Raw genomic sequence first — 528 nt, 5'->3', positions numbered from 1 at the left:
TTATTAGTCAGAATATTTGTCAAAGTAGCCTTGGATATAGATAAACGGCGTACCTTTGTCTCCTGAACCTGAAGTTAAGTCAGATAATGACCCAACTAAGTCAGTGATGTTACGCGGTGTTGTACCTAACGACGTGTTATGTCCAGCTTCATCGATTTTGTCATGGTCTTTGATGTAAGCACGCATCGCTTCTGTTAATTCTTCACCAGATAAGTCACCGAACTGGTTGTCCGCAACGTATTTGATTTTGATTTCGTCTGGTGTGCCAGATAAGCCTTTAGTGAAACCAGGTGATACAACAGGGTCAGCTAATTCCCAGATATGGCCAACTGGATCTTGGAAAGCGCCGTCACCGTAAACCATTACTTCAACAGCTTTACCAGTTGCTTCTAATAAACGTTTTTGAACGTCTTCAACGAATGCTTGTGCATCACGAGGGAATAGTTTCAAGCTATTGTTACCAGAAAGGTTAGCGCCTAATAAACCGAAGTCTTCGTTGTAACCAGAACCGTCGATTGATTGGTTTAA

1 protein-coding gene is annotated in these 528 nt (G+C 41.9%); it reads right to left on the bottom strand.

Translation table 11 applies throughout. The features are described 5' to 3' along the window. Window positions 1-3: 3 nt before the first annotated feature. Window positions 4-528 (bottom strand): coenzyme F420-0:L-glutamate ligase (locus ACRCJ0_RS19170; protein WP_431391806.1); only part of this gene is annotated, 525 nt, incomplete at its 5' end.

The organism is Aerococcus sp. L_32, assembly GCF_050689315.1.
Note: the sequence above shows the minus strand (reverse complement) of the source record. Positions and strands in the feature narration are given on the sequence as shown.